The sequence below is a fragment of the Streptococcus sp. 5004 genome, assembly GCF_013276755.1.
Taxonomy (GTDB): Bacteria; Bacillota; Bacilli; order Lactobacillales; family Streptococcaceae; genus Streptococcus.
The window spans coordinates 96,221-113,614 of record NZ_VMLP01000002.1 but is presented as its reverse complement, the minus strand read 5'-3'; the positions used below and the strand labels follow the sequence as shown (position 1 = coordinate 113,614).

Sequence of the window (17,394 nt, the reverse complement as noted above, 5' to 3'; positions counted from 1 at the left end):
AAAACCGACTCTGTTTATGCTTGGTATTAAAAAACATTTGGATTAGAAATTCTATTTATTTTGCAAGATAGATGGTAAAACATTTTTACTCGTTCACAAGAGTGACTCAAACTCGGCGACGGTCATACCCAACTGCTCACTCGCAACCTCAGAAGTCAGAAGACCTTGGCGAACGAGATTTACTAGACCTACTTTTAATCCCTGTTCAATGCCCTCTGCACGACCTCGTTCTAAACCTTGTTCAATGCCTTCCGCCCTAGCAGTTTCCAAGGCATAGTCCTGTGCTAACAAGGCCTGTTCTTCACGCATACGTAGTTGACTAAACATTTTCCTGTCCTCCTCGGACCAGCTCTTGTAGTCCAGCAGTTGGTCTGCTTGGCTGATGGCTCGCTCAGGTTCTTGGGTAAAGGGCTTGTTACCAAAAAACTCCAACTACGGCTTACGAACCTCGTCTTTGCTGGTTTCTCTGTATTTTTTTAGTCCTTATTTGTGATGGCCTTTCAATAGCACCTCAAACTCAGCCACAGTCATACCCAACTGCTGACTGGCAACCTCAGATAGCAGCAGACCTTGGCGAACGAGATTTACTAGACCTACTTTTAATCCCTCTTCAATGCCTTCCGCCCTAGCTGTTTCCAAGGCATAGTCCTGTGCTAACAAGGCCTGTTCTTCTCGCATACGTAATTGACTAAACATTTTCCTGTCCTCCTCGGACCAGCTCTTGTAGTCCAGCAGTTGGTCTGCTTGGCTGATGGCTCGCTCGGGTTCTTGGGTAAAGGGTTTGTTCCCGAAAAACTCCAACCACGGCTTGCGAACCTTATCTTTGCTGGTTTCTCTATATTTTTTTAATTCCAAGAACGCCATCTTGACTAGATGGTTTTCTTGACCGTTATTTGTGATGGTTAAGACCTCACCTGTCGTGTCCTCTCGCATACTAAAGCTATGAAAAGCCAGGTCATCTGAGAAATAATTGCTATCCACAATTGCGATTGCGTATACTGGTGCGATATGTTTGTAACTCTGGTGAGTATTTCCTTCTTGCTGGCGGATTTTTTCAAGATTTTGATTGACCTGACTACACAGGTAAGCCCACAGGCGATTGATGAAAAAATTCTGATGATGAACTTGGATTTCGATAATAGCCTGCGTGCCATTGTCCAACTCCGCCAAGACATCAATACTAATATAGAAATCCTGGGCCGAGTACGGCAGGGAAGGCAAGACGTGAATATTGCTCCCCTCCAAAATGGTCACATTTTTTGCTGGCAAGTCCAACATATCACGAATAAATTGACAAGTGATTTCTGGATTGCTGAAAATTTTCTTAGCAACCAAGTCATTGGTCGGGCTGATTCCCGGATGACGTACAGTCATATTTCTTCTCCTTTCATTATAGCACATTTTTTAATCTAATTTACTAGATTCGATGCTTCTATCTATTTATTCGGAAAAAGAGTAGAAAAACAAAAGAAATATCAAACTTTATAGCAAAATGAAATAAACTCTGAACAAATAGGATAGTAAAGTCGAATCAATTTCTAGCAATGTTTTATAAGTTATAATGCTCTATTCTGAATTTGAGAGAACATATAATTTAAAGAGACTGGACCAAAAACTCAACTTCCGTAAAAAATGAAGTAAATCTTTCCACAATAAAACGCATAGTCTCAAGTTTTTCAATACCTGATACTATGCGTTTTTCTGATTTGAGAGGCTTTTTTCTCAGTCTCTTCTTAATCTTAGCTTTTCTCAACCTGCTACAGTTGATAAAGAGCTTTATTTTTCATCTTCTTTTTTCTTGAAGAATCCTAGTCCTAGACCAGCTAACAAGGTCATGATACCAACGCTAGCCAAGGTAGCATTAGCTTCTGTACCTGTGTTTGGCAATTCCTCTCTTCTATTTGTCTCAGAAGTCGGAGTATTTGCTTCTGGAGTGTTTGGAGTTGGAATTTGACTTTCTGGTGTTGGAATAGTCGGATCTTGTGGAGTTGGAATCGGTGTGGTCGGTTTCTGTGGAACAGGATTATTAGGCTCTACTGGTGTTATCTTTTCAAATCTATGAATTGTAACACCATCCTTCGTTACAGTTGTAATATATCTGTATCCAGGAATATTTCCTGGCTCATGAGTTCCAGATTTTTCTGGTTTCAATGGCTTACCATTTTCATCCACCCAGATTGTAATATGATTACTTTCTGGAGTTGGTTTTACCGGTTCTTCCGGACTAGGTGTATTTGGAACTTTTACATACTCAATCGGTGTATCCTTACCAGGCTCTGTTGGTACTGGTGGTACCTTGTATCCATTTTCTGGATGTTCTGGATCAACTGGTACTAATGGATTTCCATCTGGTGTCTTAGGTGTATAACCTGGCACATATGGAATCACTGGTGTGTTTGGTTCAACTGGTGTTCCTGGCTGTGGATATTCTGGTTCTCCAGGCTTAGTTGGGTCTGTCGGATCGTTTGGATATGGTAGTGGCGTTGGTGTTTCTACACCTGGCACTTTTGGTATCCATGAACCAAGTTTCTTGTAAACCACTTCAATTGTTTGATTTGCAACAGTTGGTGTTATTCCTTTTCTTTCAGCTACTTCTTTTTGAGCTGGGTCTTTAAGGATGTAACCTTTAACTACTGGTGATGATACTTTATCGAATGTACTATCTCCACCAACTGCTTTCCAATCTCCATAAGCAATCTCACCTGTTACTACGTTAATCTTAGCTTCACGTGTGAATGTCACTTTGTCTGTTGATGGTTCAGAAAGTTTGTTTCCTTCTTCGTCAACATAGTTAATTGTACGTGTTACTTGTTTTGTAGTTTCTAGTTTGTTGATTAAGTCCTCTGTCCATCTTGGAATTGTTGGATCATTTGGATTATTTGGATCTACTGGTGTATCTGGATCGATTGGTTGTCCTGGTACTGGTTTATTTGGATCTTTCGGATCTGTTGGATCAAATGGTTTCACTGGTTTAACACGTGGTGTTAATGTCACCTTGAAGTATTGATCAACCTTAGGATCGTTATCAAAAGTACCCTTAGGTGGATAAGTGTTAGTTTCAACATCATATCCTTTTAGTTTTAATTTCGCAATTGTTGCTTTGATTTCACCGTCTTTTGTTAATGGTGTATTTGAATCTCCTGTTTCTGTGATTGGTGTTTCTAATACATTTCCTTTTGGATCTACGAAGCTTGTGATTGCTTTTTGTTGTCCGTCTTTTACATACTCAATCGGTGTATCCTGACCAGGTTCTGTTGGTACTGGTGGCACCTTATATCCATTTTCTGGATGTTTTGGAGCAACTGGTACTAATGGATTTCCATCTGGTGTCTTAGGTGTATAACCTGGCACATATGGAATCACTGGTGTGTTTGGTTCAACTGGTGTTCCTGGCTGTGGATATTCTGGTTCTCCAGGCTTAGTTGGATCTGTCGGATTGTTTGGATATGGTTTAGGTGTCATATCTGTTCCTGTCGGTGGTGTTACACCTTCTGGTAATCTTGGCACCCAATTTCCTAGTTTAGTATAAACTACTTTTTGATCTAATCCTGTCGAATCTACATTTGTTTCCACTTTATCTACTGAAGCTTTGTCTGCTACATAGCCTGTTAATTCAGGTGTGTCTACTTTTGCTAATTCTTTATCCGCACTTTCCCAATTTCCGTATGTGATTGTTCCTGTAACTGCATTATATGTCGCACTACGTTTGAAGTGGGCTGTTTGTTTTACAGTTGGTTTCGCATCCGCTATTTCTGGTCCATCCGCAGTTTCTTTCTTAACGTAAGTAATTGTACGTGTTACTTCTTTTTCTAAGTCAGATTTTGCTAATCCAGTTGCTGGCCATTTTGGTCCTTCTGGTTTATCTGGATCTACTGGATCATTTGGATTTTTTGGCTCTGTTACTTCTACAGTACGTTCCTTAACAAGTAATTTGAATACTTGTGTTGGATCTCCATCTGTTGGATCTTTTTCCTTATCAAATTTTTGATTATTTAATAAGTCTTTATTCTCAACTACATATCCACGTTTTTCCAACTCTGCAATCTTAGTTGTTACTGAATCAGTTGGAATCGGCTCACCTGTTTTACCTGAAAGTTCTACTTTCTCTTCTGGTAATTCTACCTCTGTTCCAGTTGTTGTGTTGAACACCTTCACTACAGCTTTTTGAGGATCTTTTTCATACTCAATCGGCGTATCGTTTTCTGGTGTTTCTGGAATCGGTGGTACCTTGTATCCAATTTCTGGATTATTTGGATCAACTGGTTCTAACGGTTTGTCTCCGATTTTTGGTGTGTATCCTGGTACATATGGAATTACTGGTGGAGTTTTTGGTTTTTCAGGAGTTCCTGGAGTTTCACCGTCTGGGGTGCCAGGTTGAGGGTTTGGTGTTTCTCCTGGATTTCCTGGTGTTGTCGGATAATCAGGATATTTAGGTTTTGTTGGATCGTTTGGATCGTTTGGATATGGAATTGGTGTTGGTGTTGGGTTTTCTACACCTGGCACTTTTGGTACCCAGCTTCCAATTTTCTTGTAGACAACTTCCTCTTCAAACGATTCAGTATCAGCTGTCACTTCACTAGAAGGAACCTTCACTTTATCAGCTATATATCCAGTTAATACTGGAGTTTTCACTTCATCTAGTGTTTGTTTATCACTCCATGCACCTATTGTTGTTAGACCTGTCGCTAAGTTAGTAGTTACTTCGCGGGTAAATTCAGCTGTCTTAGTATTCGTTAATTTACCATTATCAACTTCAACTTTTGTTCCATTTATTTCATCAATTTTATAGTATTTAATCGTACGTGTTACAGATTTTGTTTCTGTTTCAACTGATGTACGCTCTCTAAGAATGAGTTCATAAACTTGCGATGGGTCTCCAGTTTCTGAATCTTTTACTTTATCAAACGTTTCACCTTTTAATGGTGTTTTATTATCTACAATATATCCACGTTTTTCTAAGTCTTTGATTTTTTCATCAAGCTTTGTTGAAGGAATTGCAGCGTCTGGTATACCACTATCGATACTTACTTTTTCATTCGGCAATTCTATTTTTACGCCATCTCTGATCGTATAGACTTTTACTACTGCTTTTTGTGGATCTGGTGTATAGTTTATTTCTATATTTGTTTTTGGATCTGTTGGAGTTGGTGGTGTATATCCTTCCGTTAAATCTGTTGGATTTTTCGGTACTAAAGGAGTTCCGCCAACATTTGGTGTATAACCTGGCACATATGGAATCACTGGTACATTTGGTGTAGTAGGATCCGTTGGATCTCCAGGTCTTGTTGGATCGTTTGGATCGTTTGGATATGGTTTAGGTGTCATATCTGTTCCTTCAGGTGGTGTTACACCTTTCGGTAAGTTTGGTACCCAACTTCCTAGTTTTGTATAAACAACTTCTTTCGTTAGATTAGTCACATCACCAGTTGAAGTTGGCGCTGTTGCTTCTTCTTCTCCTACGCTTGCTATATCTGCGATATAACCTTCTAGTACTGGTGTATCTACTTTCGGGAATTTACTATTTGTGCTTGTCCAGTTCTTGTAAGATACCGTATTATGCTCTGTATCAGTTACTTCTTTTCCTGTGAATGTGACTGTATTTTCTTTCGTTTGTTTTTCAAGAACCGTTCTTTTTATAGTTCCATTCACATTATCTTCTTTTACATAGGTAATTGTTCTCTTAACTGTTCTGGTTGCATCTACTTCTGCCGGCGCTTCGCTTTCTTTATAAACTAAGGTCACTGTTCTACCTTCGCTTACAATATTCCCAGTTAAACTTGCAGAATCTGTAGCTTCTTTTTCAAAAGTATAATATCTTCCGTCAGTAGTAGTCATGCTACTGAGTTTTTTATCTGTGACATTATAGCTGGTACCAATAAGCTGTCTTTTGTTGGTAATGTAGGTTCCGTCGCTTTCTTTTTCTCCAATTCCAGTGTCATTTTTTAATGATAATAAATTCCCTTGTTCATCAACATAACGAACTTTCACATTTCCTGAGATTAGTTCTGCCAATTCTGAGGTTTTCTTCTTTTTCTTGATTTCTTCGGTTATTTTCTTTTTCTCTTCTTCGGGAATATTTAGTTTTGGAATGATTTTTTCAACAACGGTTCGTGATGGTTCCACAGTATCTTGGATGACTGAAAAGTCAGCGAGAATTGGAAGATTATACTGAACACGGTGACTTTGAGGATTTACCCCTACTCTGTCATTATTCTCTGAAAATACTTGTACGGTATAAGAAACAACATCTTTTGCTAATAAAACATCCCCAGTAGAGAAGTAGCCACCTTTTCCTAGATTGCTATCTCCAGGACCCACTGCGTCCTTAATCTTATCAGATAGTTGTTTATCAGTCAGTACATTCGTTCGCACAATTCCTTTGTCTACCCCTACAAAGTGTGAGAAATGTTTGAAGTCTTCAGAATCAGATCTAGCCCAACCTTTATTAAGGTTATTTGCTTTTGTATTTGTATTGTCTCTCTCAAAGGTTTGGGAATCAACACCATATGTATCTGCACTTGCAGTTGCTTCTATATCTGACCCTTGAATACCTGCTTCCTTACTACCATTTCTAGCGGCGAGATAGGTGTATTTTTCTGTTTCTACTTCTAGCTGATCATCCTTAACATGATAGGTAATTTTCTTAGCACCTGGTATAAGAGTCCTCAGTAGTTTATATACTCTGTCATCAGCTTTAGCTGGAGGAGTGCTTGAGTTTAGCCAAGTTGGGGTATTAGGAGTATCTTTATCAGCAACTTTCAATAAATTATTTAATTCGTTTGATAGCTTTGAAGTTGACTGAGATGTGCTTGTGAATGTTTTTCCCCACTCTGAATCTCTTTCTTTTGATTTTTCTATACTTAAGAAGTCTTCCGTAACATTTAATACAATATCGCCTTGTTTTTTAACTTCTTCCCTAGCTTCTGCTTCCAATTGATTGTACAGTTTGGTATCTTCTTCTGTATAATATCTTCTGGGTTTACGGTGTAATGGAGTAAATTTTATTTTCTCATTACGAATTTTATTAACACGAGATTTAAACTCATCTTTAAAAAATTTGGAAATTTGGAAATTCGCCAGTTCTACATTTAAACCTTTTTTGTACAAGTTTTCATTTTGAACGATTTCGGCTACACGGTGAATGGTTTCATCGTATACCGTCTTCTCTTGGCCAGCAGTATCCTTAGTTTTAATGACTACTCGATAGGTTCCTTTAGAACCATTAATATCTGAGATATATCCTGTCACAAATTCCACACGAACACGGCTTCCGAAGCCAGGAGAAAAGGCAGTAAACTGCTTCTCTATCCCATTATATCCAACTACACCTGGAGAATATTTATTATACTTATCTTTTTCTAAAAATGGGAGATTCTTAAATTCGGTGGAGTTCTTATTAGCACGTTCATTTTGAGCACGTGGATCATACTTCGAATTATCTGAAACCGTCTCGTCACGATTAGCTCGTGTACGTCCTTTAACAAGCATAAGCATGTATTTAAAACGACGGTCTAATGCTTGTTCGTGCACAAAGATGTTATCTAAGGCATCTGCCCCAAGCATACCACCTTGTTCAATCGTACCATCTTCTTTCTTATACCAACCTGTAAAGTAACCATCTGCATTTTTCTTACCAATAACGAATTTACCTGGTCTGCCATCTTTACCTGCAATCGCTGTCCATCCACCGAAAGAATCAAGTTCTCTTATTTCACCATCTTGTAATTTATCTCCTGTACCATCTTCACTGACTTTGCCGTTTTTAAATCTAAGAGCATCCCCAAGGGTGTTCATACTACGCAAGTAAGAACGTTCATTATTTTGGAAGTCGTCTGGCATATTTTTTACAATATCCCATAATTGTTCGAGAGTCAGATTTTCCTTAGGAGTATCAAATTTCAGATGGGCATTCTTATCATCCCCACCTGTCTCTCCATCTTTAGGCACAATGACCCCGGGCTGGTGTTCTTTTACTGTGTCACCCTTACGATTGGCATCCAGTAAATCTGAATCAGTATCTGCTGTGTCTGAACCTCCCTCATTTCCAGAAGTCGGCTCTGATTCAGTTCCTGTAGCTCCATTCGATGAATCACTTGACTCCCCATCAGCTAATTCTCTTTTACTACGAGTACGAGGTTTCGTACTTTCTGGAGTTACTAGCGGATTGTCAGCTACGGGAGCATTATAGGTGTTTGCTGCTGCATCAGTATGACTGAGGTCAGTCTTGTTTTCTGGCTCTCCAATTCCAGACTGTCCTGGATCTGTCGGGTTTGCTGTCCTCTCAGCTTCCCTCGCTGACTCCACGCCCTCAGCATGAGCAATCCCAGCTCCCATCAAAAGATAGAGCGCCCCAATGACAACACTAGCTGCACCGACACTTACTTTTCGTATACTGTATTTTAATTGTTTTTCTGGACTATTCATGCCCGCCTCCATATATATATATATATATATATATATATATTATTCTACTATTTCTACATAATAGAATACAATTTCATCTAAATATTATACACCAGTCGGCTGTAAATTTCAAACTTTACGAATGGCAGATTAGGATATAGACGACTCTTTTTACTGAGATCAAAGCTAAGCTAGGAGCCCTTCATCAGTCCACAAACGTCAAAAGTCACTTTTATATCGATAGTCTACCCAAGAAATATAGTAATACGTCCATATCCAAGAGTCAGTTACATAAGGGACTGTGTTATACGGAAATAGAAGATTTTTTGACTTCAAGAGCCTATAAAATTTAAGTGTAGTAGCGACGGAGAAAAAAGAAACCCAACTGATTTACAAGCAAACAGCCTTACTATTTTTAAACTTTTCCCTTTCTTTTCCGAATAAATAGATAGAACCATAGAATCTAGTAAACTTAGATTTAAAACTGTGGTATAATAAAAGGAGGAAAAGGATGATTCTCAGACATCCGGGCATTAGCCCAACCAACGACTTGGTTGCTAAGAAAATCTTTAGCAATCCAGAGATCACTTGTCAATTTATTCGCGATATGCTGGATTTACCAGCCAAAAATGTAACCATTTTGGAGGGGAGCAATATTCATGTCTTACCTTCCCTGCCCTACTCGGCACAGGACTTCTATACCAGTATAGACGTCTTAGCGGAGTTGGACAATGGGACACAGGTTATTATCGAAATACAAGTCCATCATCAGAATTTTTTCATCAATCGCCTGTGGGCTTATTTGTGCAGTCAGGTCAATCAAAACCTAGAAAAAATTCGCCAACGAGAAGGTGATACACATCAGAGTTATAAACACATCGCACCAGTATATGCTATTGCTATCGTAGATAGTAATTACTTCTCAGATGATTTGGCTTTTCATAGCTTTAGTATGCGCGAGGACACGACAGGTGAAGTCTTAACCATCACAACTAATGGACAAGAAAACCATCTAGTCAAGATGGCATTCTTGGAACTAAAAAAATACAGAGAAACCAGCAAAGACAAGGTTCGCAAACCGTGGTTGGAGTTTTTCGGGAATAAACCCTTTACTCAAGAACCCGAGCGAGCCATCAGCCAGGCAGATCAACTACTGGACTACAAAAGCTGGTCCGAGGAGGACAGGAAGATGTTTAGTGAACAACGCAGGCGAGAAGAACAAGCCTTGTTAGCGCATGACTATGCCTTGGAACAAGCTGAGGAGAAAGGACTGAAAAAAGGATTAGTAAATCTCGTTCGCCAGCATCTTTTAACCGCTGAGGTTGCAAGTCAGCAATTGGGAATGACTGTCGCTGAGTTTGAGGCGCTATTGAGAGATTATCACCAATAAAAGATACTGGGTAAAAGTCTTCTCATAATAAAACGTTTGGTATCAATGTTTTATTATGAGAAGACTTACTTTTTTTACTGAGATTGAATTTTCCCTAGCCTCAACATCATATAAACCCCAAATTCAATCCGACCTGGTTTGAAAAGATTTTCGAAGCAGATAAGGTTTTACTAAAACTAAAAAAAATGATATAATCAAACTGATTAAATGTTTTAAAAATAAAGGAGAATTTTAATGTCTTACCAAGAAAATTACCAGAAATGGGTTGATTTTGCGGAGCTTCCTGACTATCTTCGTCAAGATTTGGAAAATATGGACGAAAAAACTAAGGAAGATGCCTTCTATACAAATCTTGAATTTGGTACTGCAGGGATGCGTGGCTTGATTGGTGCTGGTACAAACCGCATCAACATCTACGTTGTTCGCCAAGCTACTGAAGGATTGGCTCGTTTGATTGAGTCAAAAGGTGGAAACGAAAAAGAACGTGGTGTCGCAATTGCCTACGATAGCCGTCACTTCTCACCTGAGTTTGCCTTTGAATCTGCTGCAGTTCTTGCTAAACACGGTATCAAATCTTATGTATTTGAAAGCCTTCGTCCAACTCCAGAACTCTCATTTGCGGTTCGTCACCTCAACTGTTTCGCGGGTATCATGGTCACAGCCAGCCACAACCCTGCTCCATTTAACGGTTACAAGGTTTACGGTGAAGACGGTGGACAAATGCCTCCACACGATGCGGACGCTTTGACTACTTATATCCGTGCAATCGAAAACCCATTTGCTGTTGAAGTTGCTGATGTGGAAGCTGAAAAAGCTTCTGGCTTGATTGAAGTTATCGGCGAAGCTGTTGACGTAGAATACCTTAAAGAGGTTAAGGACGTAAACATCAACCCAGCTTTGATTGAAGAATTTGGTAAAGACATGAAGATTGTCTACACACCACTTCATGGTACTGGTGAAATGTTGGCTCGTCGTGCCCTTGCCCAAGCAGGATTTGACTCAGTTCAAGTCGTTGAAGCGCAAGCAACTGCTGACCCAGACTTCTCAACTGTAAAATCTCCAAACCCAGAAAGTCAAGCAGCCTTTGCACTTGCTGAAGAACTTGGTCGTCAAGTTGGTGCAGATGTTCTTGTCGCAACTGACCCTGATGCTGACCGTGTCGGTGTTGAAGTTCTTCAAAAAGATGGTAGCTACCTCAACCTTTCAGGTAACCAAATCGGTGCTATCATGGCTAAATACATCTTGGAAGCCCACAAAAACGCTGGAACTCTTCCTGAAAATGCAGCCCTCTGCAAATCTATCGTATCAACTGACTTGGTAACGAAAATTGCTGAAAGCTACGGCGCAACTATGTTCAACGTCTTGACTGGTTTCAAATTTATCGCTGAAAAAATCCAAGAATTCGAAGAAAAACACAACCACACTTACATGATGGGATTTGAAGAAAGCTTCGGTTACTTGATCAAACCATTCGTACGTGATAAAGATGCTATCCAAGCCGTTCTTGTCGTTGCTGAACTTGCTGCCTACTACCGTTCACGTGGTTTGACACTTGCTGACGGTATCGAAGAAATCTACAAAGAGTACGGCTACTACGCAGAAAAGACTATCTCTGTTACCCTTTCTGGTGTCGATGGTGCCGAACAAATCAAAGCAATTATGGCTAAATTCCGTAACAATGCTCCAAAAGAATGGAATACAACAGCTATCACTGTCGTAGAAGACTTCAAAGCTCAAACAGCTACTGCTGCTGACGGAACTGTTACAAACTTGACAACTCCTCCAAGTGATGTGTTGAAATACACACTTGCTGACGGTTCATGGATTGCTGTTCGCCCTTCAGGTACAGAACCAAAAATCAAGTTCTACATTGCAGTTGTAGGGGAAACAAACGAAGAATCACAAGCTAAAATTGCTAACATCGAAGCAGAAATCAATGCTTTTGTAAAATAAAATCCTATAAAAGATGAGACCAACCAATCTCATCTTTTTTTCGTATCAAATCTAAGCAATTTTAGAAACTTTATGGCATACTAGACATATCAATGAAAGCGAGGTAATCTCATGGAACAATTTTTAGATAATATCAAAGACCTTGAAGTCACTACAGTTGCGCGTGCGCAAGAAGCTCTTGATAAAAAAGAAACTGCAACCTTCTTTATCGGTCGCAAAACTTGCCCTTACTGCCGTAAATTTGCTGGTACCTTGGCAGGTGTCGTAGCTGAAACCAAAGCTCACATCTACTTCATCAACAGTGAAGAACCAAGCCAACTCAATGAGTTACAAGCATTCCGCTCACGCTATGGAATCCCAACTGTACCAGGCTTTGTTCACGTTGCAGATGGACAAATCAACGTCCGTTGCGACTCTTCAATGTCAGCACAAGAAATCAAAGATTTCGCAGGATTGTAAAAAATCAGCTAACAATCACAAAAACGCATAATGAAGCCGAAGAACGCTTTATGAAGCACATAGATTTTTAGGATACGACAAAAATGTTGTATCCTTTTTGTGTCCCTTTTGTGTCCCTTTTGTAAAAATAGGGTCTGTTTTAGGCTCTGTTTGTGACTCCCTTTTTCGCAAAAGAATACCAAGGAATACCAAAGACAAAAATAAAAAACGTTGATTTAACAACGTTTTACCAAGGAATGCAAAAGAATGCAAAGGAATAATGGAGCCGGTGGGAGTCGAACCCACGTCCAAACACCTGCCAACATATTTGTCTACAACCATAGGTTATGTATTATTTTAACAGTCCCTCGACACATAACTCAAGCCTAGAAACTGCGAGTCTATCAATCTCTTATCAAGCCGCTAGACAAGACTTGATCGTATCTCGCTAATAATAAGACCTGTCATTGAACACGAGCAATCCAAATCGGGTCACGCCTGCTGGTTTTTAGGCAGCTAGAGCGTAAGAAGTGTTATTTTTTGCAGTTATATTTAACTGAGCGTTTACGTCGCCACACGAGTCGCAAAATATGCCTCATAATGCCTGTCGAATCCGTAACGACCCCAAAAGACAATAAAACCATTATACCTTATCTAACTCAAAAATGCAAAAAAGAAATTAATTAACTACAAAAGATAGTCTTTCAAAGATATTGTCAAAATCTGATAACCAGTGACACTAAGGTGCAATCCATCAGTTGTATATTCTTTTTTTAGTTGACCTTCTTGGTCTATCAAACTATCAAAAACTGGCACAAATTCCACCTGCATATAGGCAGAAGCAAGTTCTTGATAGGCTTGATTCCAGTTCTGAATTTTTTCATTCGAGCGGATATAGACTGTCTGCTTGTACTCCTCTCCCTCATTGACTGGCAAAATAGAAAGCAATTTTATCTCTGTCAATGGATAATCACGAGCAATAGACTGTATGATAGCTTCGAGATTATTGAGAGTCTCATTCACAGGCACATCTTTTCCGATATCATTTGTCCCAATTAAAAGGACAATTTTATCTACTGCTCCACCGTACAGATGCGCATCGAGGTTCTCAAGTAACAGCCCTGTCTGATAGCCACGAATGCCTCGATTGATAATTGTCTTTGCAGTCCCAAATAGCTCCTGTAGAGGATAATACTCGACAATGGAATCCCCAATAAAAAGAATGTCTGGCTCTACAACAGAAACCTGATTTAAGTGACGATACTTGTTTTGGATTTTTTCTTGTTCCTTTAGTAACCAATTTTCTAATAACTGTACTGCCACTTCATTCTCCTTTTTCTAACCAGTTTTCCAAGACTTGATAAACTCCTCCTTGGCTATTGGCTGGCGCTAGAGCCGTCGCAACAGCTTTGGCCTTATCATCAGCATTTTCCATCGCATAGGCAATTCCAGCCATTTCAAGCATTTCAACATCATTTTCACTATCGCCAAAAGCCATGATTTGTTGGGAGGTCAAGTCCCAGCGCTTGAGTAATTCTTCCAAGCCCCATGCTTTATGAATTCCAGCTTGGAGGATATCAATGCAACCATAGCCACTGGATACAGCCCGAACACGGCCATCAAAGAGGTCATTGATTTCTTCCAAGACCGAATTCAAACGTTCCTCACCAACAACCATACTCATCTTGAGCACACCACCAAAGAGGTCAGAGGTTAATTCATCCACAAACTGCATCCGTTGGTAGAATTTTTCAATCATTTCTGGAGTCATAAAACTTTCAAGATCTGTAAAAATCGTACCTTCTTTGACGAAACCACCCTTCATGCCCGTCACAACAAACTGGTCCTGACACGCTCGATCCTTGAAATGAGCCAAAGCCTTATCGACAATGGCATCATCCCAAGTCTGAGCCTGAATCGGTTCATTGTTTTCAAAAATACGAGCACCGTTGGCAACAACCAGAACCACTCTATCGACCAAGTGCTCCAGTAGTTGCCTCATGCGGTGAATTTCATTGCCCGTCGCGATGACAAAACGAATACCCTTTTGATCCAACTGATCTAAAATCTTTTCCAATCGTGGGAGATCCAGCTGGCCTCTAGCATCCAGCAAGGTCCCATCCATATCTGTCGCAATTACTTTAATCGTCATTTACTTCCCTCTGGATTCAAGCTAATCCCACTTCAATCCCACATGTTCGTTCATTTCTTTATAGGCTGTATCAATTCGTTCCTTAGTCGCTTCATCTAACTGGTCACGATGACTGCCACCCTCTATGAAATCTTCCAAGATATAGGTTTGATAATGATATAAAGGATAGCCTTCTGGTGAAAAGGTTCCCTTTGGTGTTCTATTGACCCAAGTAGGATGAGCTTTAGCTGTTCCGATAGTTGTTTTTCCATCCTTCTTCTTAATGGTCACGTCCATGAGAACGCCACGTTCAGTCCACTTAGCATTTTCTTCATCTCCCATAGATTCAATTCGTTGATTGGAAATGAAGTTCCCCATTGAATAGATAATGAGTTTCTTTTCTCCATCTTTTTCAACCGTTTCAGATGGCTCAACTACGTGTGGATGACCTCCAAAGATAATATCCGCTCCCCAATCAATCATCTTGTGATAAAGAGCTTTTTGTTCCTCAGTTGGTTCCAATCGATACTCAACACCCATCTGAGGCATGATAATGGTGATATCTGCTTCCTTCTCTGCCCGTTCAATTTCATCCTTCATCTTATCTTCGTTTAAATCTGAAAGATAACGATTATAGTCTTCCTGAGAAATATACTGCTCAATTCCATTGAAACCATAGGAATAGGCCAAAAGAGCAACCTTGATACCATTCACTTCCTTAATGACCAGCGGAGCCTGATCACGTGGTTCATGCGTATAAACTCCGATTGGAGTGATTCCAGCTTTCTCAATAATATCGGCCGTTGAAATAACTCCCTCAATTTGCGAATCCAAAATATGATTATGAGCTAAATCCAGCACATGATAACCTGCATCCTTAATGGCATCCATAACTTCAGCAGGAGCATTAAAGAGAGGATAACCTGCTAAATAATGATCCTTATTGATGGTTCCTTCAAAATCACCAATAGCTAAGTCTGCTTGCTTAAGCCAAGGAGTAACATACTCAAAATTCTCATGAAAGTCATAGGTACCGTCTCCTTTTTTAGCTGAAAAGAAAAGTCCATCGTGGTAGAGCAAATCTCCGTTGGCCATAATTCTGGCAGTTTTTTCCTCTTCCTGCTCCTGAGACTTTTGCTTAGTCCCCTCTTGAGAAATAGTATCTCGTTTTTGACTGGTTAAAGGGATTCCTTGGAAACTTTCAAACAACAAGACCAAGCCCATTGATAAAGCAACTGCTAGCAAGAGTATCGCCACAAATCCTTTATTGCTCCACCTGCGATAACTCCTAAAAAAGTTTACCAAGCCCTTCATAAAACGAAAAGCTAAACCACCCTGATTTCTACCTTGTCTTCTTTGCATCTTCATTCTCCCTACTTTCTTATGCAAGCCTTTTCTTTTTATTATATCATAGATAAGTAATTCTTTCACAATTGATACTCTTCGAAAATCTCTTCAAACCACGTCGGCGTCGCCTTACCGTATATATGTTACTGACTTCNNATTTTCATTGAGTATGAATTGAACTTCCTATCTATTTTCTATAAATCCTAAAGGCTATAACACTTTCAATCCTTGTCATTTTGTGTTATCATGTAGAGGTAATGAAAGGAGAGAAAATGTCTGCTATAGAACGTATTACAAAAGCTGCTCACTTAATTGATATGAACGATATTATCCGCGAGGGGAATCCTACTCTACGCGCGGTTGCTGAGGAAGTCACTTTTCCCTTGTCTGACCAGGAAATCATCCTAGGCGAAAAGATGATGCAATTCCTTAAACATTCCCAAGATCCCGTCATGGCTGAACAGATGGGACTCCGCGGTGGGGTTGGACTGGCTGCTCCTCAGTTGGATATCTCAAAACGCATTATCGCTGTTTTGGTGCCAAATATTGTTGAAGAAGGCGAAACGCCACAGGAAGCCTACGACTTACAAGCCATTATGTACAATCCAAAAATCGTCTCTCACTCTGTTCAAGACGCTGCTCTTGGTGAAGGAGAAGGTTGCCTGTCTGTTGACCGCAACGTGCCTGGCTATGTTGTTCGCCATGCCCGCGTTACTGTTGATTACTTTGACAAAGATGGAGAAAAACACCGTATCAAACTTAAAGGATATAATTCCATCGTTGTTCAGCATGAAATTGACCACATTAACGGAATCATGTTTTACGATCGCATCAATGAAAAAGACCCATTTGCAGTTAAAGATGGTTTACTAATTCTAGAATAAAGAAAATCCCGTTGCAAGACGGGGTTTTGTGTTATAATAGAGGCATGAAAACAAATGATATTGTCTATGGCGTCCACGCCGTTACCGAAGCCCTCCTTGCAAACACAGGAAACAAACTTTACCTCCAAGAAGATCTCCGAGGTAAGAATGTTGAGAAAGTCAAAGAACTGGCTACAGAAAAGAAGGTGTCCATTTCTTGGACTTCAAAAAAATCCCTTTCTGAGATGACTGAAGGTGCTGTCCACCAAGGTTTTGTTCTACGAGTGTCTGAATTTGCCTATAGCGAGCTAGATCACATTCTTGCCAAAACGCGTCAAGAAGAAAATCCTTTGCTATTGATTCTGGACGGGTTAACTGACCCTCACAACCTAGGCTCCATCTTAAGAACCGCTGATGCGACCAATGTTTCAGGTGTCATCATTCCCAAACACCGTGCTGTCGGAGTAACTCCTGTCGTTGCCAAAACGGCCACAGGTGCTATTGAACACGTTCCAATTGCCCGAGTAACCAATCTGAGCCAAACTCTGGACAAACTCAAGGATGAAGGATTCTGGACCTTTGGAACGGATATGAATGGTACTCCGTGCCACAAGTGGAATACAAAAGGGAAAATCGCCCTCATCATCGGAAATGAAGGAAAAGGTATCTCTAGTAACATCAAAAAACAGGTTGATGAGATGATTACCATTCCGATGAATGGACATGTTCAAAGTCTCAATGCCAGTGTTGCTGCGGCCATTCTCATGTACGAAGTTTTCCGAAATAGACTATAAAAATCAAAGAGCAAACTAGGAAGCTAGCTGTAGACAGCTCAAAGCACTGCTTTGAGGTTGTAGATGGAACTGACG

The 17,394-nt window shown here is 40.0% G+C and carries 9 protein-coding genes, 1 other RNA gene and 4 pseudogenes; 5 read left to right on the top strand and 9 right to left on the bottom strand.

All coding sequences use genetic code 11. The features are described from left to right. Window positions 1-93 precede the first annotated feature (93 nt). From HT685_RS00670 to HT685_RS10255, 5 genes and pseudogenes are all read right to left on the bottom strand, one after another. Window positions 94-480 (bottom strand): annotated as a pseudogene (locus HT685_RS00670) (hypothetical protein); the annotation flags it as partial. A 3-nt stretch (window positions 481-483) separates the two neighbouring features. Further along, entirely contained in the window at window positions 484-1,374 is an 891-nt protein-coding gene (locus HT685_RS00665; protein WP_173225941.1) for an Rpn family recombination-promoting nuclease/putative transposase, read from the bottom strand. 402 nt (window positions 1,375-1,776) lie between these two features. Next, window positions 1,777-5,679 (bottom strand): annotated as a pseudogene (locus HT685_RS10320) (LPXTG cell wall anchor domain-containing protein); the annotation flags it as partial. 30 nt (window positions 5,680-5,709) lie between these two features. Beyond that, window positions 5,710-6,512, bottom strand: a pseudogene (locus HT685_RS09915) (MucBP domain-containing protein); the annotation flags it as partial. Window positions 6,513-8,319: 1,807 nt separating this feature from the next. Beyond that, window positions 8,320-8,424, bottom strand: a pseudogene (locus HT685_RS10255) (YSIRK-type signal peptide-containing protein); the annotation flags it as partial. Window positions 8,425-8,914: 490 nt separating this feature from the next. Here HT685_RS10255 and HT685_RS00655 point away from each other — a divergent pair. From HT685_RS00655 to HT685_RS00645, 3 genes are all read left to right on the top strand, one after another. Beyond that, entirely contained in the window at window positions 8,915-9,793 is an 879-nt protein-coding gene (locus HT685_RS00655) for an Rpn family recombination-promoting nuclease/putative transposase (protein WP_173225937.1), read from the top strand. A 234-nt stretch (window positions 9,794-10,027) separates the two neighbouring features. Continuing rightward, window positions 10,028-11,746: a phospho-sugar mutase gene (locus tag HT685_RS00650; protein ID WP_004254235.1), complete on the top strand. Its 1,719-nt coding sequence runs from the start codon at window positions 10,028-10,030 to the stop codon at window positions 11,744-11,746. Between the two features lie 111 nt (window positions 11,747-11,857). Then, window positions 11,858-12,205 carry a thioredoxin gene (locus HT685_RS00645; protein WP_138702464.1) on the top strand — a complete coding sequence of 116 codons (348 nt, stop codon included), beginning with the start codon at window positions 11,858-11,860 and terminating at the stop codon, window positions 12,203-12,205. Window positions 12,206-12,462: 257 nt separating this feature from the next. On the opposite strand, the gene ssrA is transcribed toward HT685_RS00645, so the two are convergent. From ssrA to HT685_RS00625, 4 genes are all read right to left on the bottom strand, one after another. Further along, window positions 12,463-12,810: a transfer-messenger RNA gene (gene ssrA, locus HT685_RS00640) on the bottom strand. 61 nt (window positions 12,811-12,871) lie between these two features. Further along, window positions 12,872-13,507 (bottom strand): GDSL-type esterase/lipase family protein, encoded by a 636-nt coding sequence (locus tag HT685_RS00635; RefSeq protein WP_173225935.1) that lies wholly within the window; start codon window positions 13,505-13,507, stop codon window positions 12,872-12,874. 1 nt (window position 13,508) lies between these two features. Continuing rightward, the gene (locus HT685_RS00630) at window positions 13,509-14,336 is read right to left on the bottom strand and encodes an HAD family hydrolase (protein WP_173225933.1); all 828 of its coding nucleotides are present in this window, start codon (window positions 14,334-14,336) and stop codon (window positions 13,509-13,511) included. A gap of 21 nt (window positions 14,337-14,357) precedes the next feature. Continuing rightward, entirely contained in the window at window positions 14,358-15,677 is a 1,320-nt protein-coding gene (locus HT685_RS00625) for a CapA family protein (RefSeq protein ID WP_173225931.1), read from the bottom strand. A 257-nt stretch (window positions 15,678-15,934) separates the two neighbouring features. Here HT685_RS00625 and def point away from each other — a divergent pair, with 257 nt between their 5' ends. Together def and rlmB are read left to right on the top strand one after the other, a co-directional pair. Further along, window positions 15,935-16,546 (top strand): peptide deformylase, encoded by a 612-nt coding sequence (def, locus tag HT685_RS00620; protein ID WP_173225930.1) that lies wholly within the window; start codon window positions 15,935-15,937, stop codon window positions 16,544-16,546. A 44-nt stretch (window positions 16,547-16,590) separates the two neighbouring features. Continuing rightward, a complete protein-coding gene (rlmB, locus tag HT685_RS00615; protein WP_000855742.1) occupies window positions 16,591-17,319 on the top strand; it encodes a 23S rRNA (guanosine(2251)-2'-O)-methyltransferase RlmB in 729 nt (242 codons plus the stop codon). Window positions 17,320-17,394 lie beyond the last annotated feature (75 nt).